Here is a 1,457-nt window from a genome sequence, read left to right as displayed (position 1 = left end):
CAGCCGGCCGCCGCGCCGCACCCGCCCGGCCATGCCTGGCTGGTGGTGCGCGGTGCGACGACCTCGCCGTGGCTGCCGCGCCGCATCGAGCGCCTGGGCTGGACCACCGAGCTGATCCCCGACCTCGCGCAGGCCACGCAACGCGCCCGGCTCGGCGGCCGCATGCCGGACTGCGTCGTGCTGGCCGAGGACGGCCTCGACGACAGCAGCGACCTCGAAGCGCTGCGCCACGCGCTGCCCGACGGCACGCGCGTCACGCTGCTGCTGCGCCCCGACTTCCACCAGCCGGTGCTGCTCGAGCGCGCCGCGCGCAGCCGCATGGCGGTGCTGCTGAAGCCGCTGACGCCGGCCGAGCTGCGCACCGTCGCCAGCGCCGAGGCCCGCCCGGCACCGGCACGGCCCGAGCCGTCGACCCCGATGCGCCCCGGCATGCACGTGCTGGTGGTCGAGGACAACCCGCTGAACCAGCTGGTCGCGCGCGAGATGCTGATGGTGCTGGGCATGAAGGTCAGCGTCGCCGCGAGCGGCGAAGAAGCGCTCGCGCACTGCCTCGAGAAGGCGCCCGACCTCGTGCTGATGGACATCCAGATGCCGGGCATGGACGGCGTCGAGGCGACGCGCCGGCTGCGCGCGATGCAGGCCGACGGCCTGCTCCGCCCGTTCCCGATCGTCGCGCTGACCGCGCATGCGCTGGCTGCCGACCGGCAGTCCAGCCTCGATGCCGGGATGGACGAGCACCTGACCAAGCCGATGCAGTTCGAGAGCCTGCGCACGGTGCTGGATCAATGGCGCCCTGATGACCCGGAGCTGACAAGCGGCGACGAAGGCGGGCCGACCGCGAACTAAGTCGCGCCGAATGCGACTGGGTGGACATTTCGTCCACTTGACGTGCTCGCGCGGCCGTCACGTGTGAAAACATCCCGCCCTGCCGTGCGCGGTTGGGACAGAGTCGTCGTCGACACGGCCAACGATCCAGGGAAAAAACCGGAGACACCATGAAGAAGCTTCTTTGCGTGCTGGCCTTGTCCAGCCTCGCGGCCAGCGCGGCCGCCCAGATCCTGATCGGCCAGACGGCAGGCTTCACCGGCGCGGTCGCGGCCGGCGTCAAGGAGACCACCGACGGCGCGAAGATGTACTTCGACGCGGTCAATGCGCGCGGCGGCATCAACGGCCAGAGCATCGAGCTGGTCTCGATGGACGACAAGTTCGATCCGAAGCTCGCGGCCGAGAACGCGAAGAAGCTGATCACCGAGAAGAACGTGGTCGCGCTGTTCCTGGTGCGCGGCACGCCGCACACGCAGGCGATCGCGCCGCTGCTGGCCGAGTACCGGGTGCCGCTGGTCGCGCCGTCGACCGGCGCGATGGTGCTGCACAAGCCGGTCAACCCGTACATCTTCAACGTGCGCGCCACCTACCAGCGCGAGGCCGAGCGCRCGATCCGCCACCTGAGCCTGGTC

Annotated in this window: 2 protein-coding genes; both read left to right on the top strand. The window is 70.8% G+C overall.

Annotated elements, in window-relative coordinates:
• Positions 1-846 (top strand): response regulator (locus tag AC1D1T_RS32470; RefSeq protein ID WP_477993467.1); only part of this gene is annotated, 846 nt, incomplete at its 5' end.
• A gap of 149 nt (positions 847-995) precedes the next feature.
• Positions 996-1,457, top strand: a 462-nt coding sequence (locus AC1D1T_RS32465; RefSeq protein ID WP_477993465.1) for an ABC transporter substrate-binding protein, incomplete at its 3' end; no start/stop codon positions are given.

Source organism: Rhizobacter sp. P2_H3, from assembly GCF_056403355.1.
Note: the sequence above shows the minus strand (reverse complement) of the source record. Positions and strands in the feature narration are given on the sequence as shown.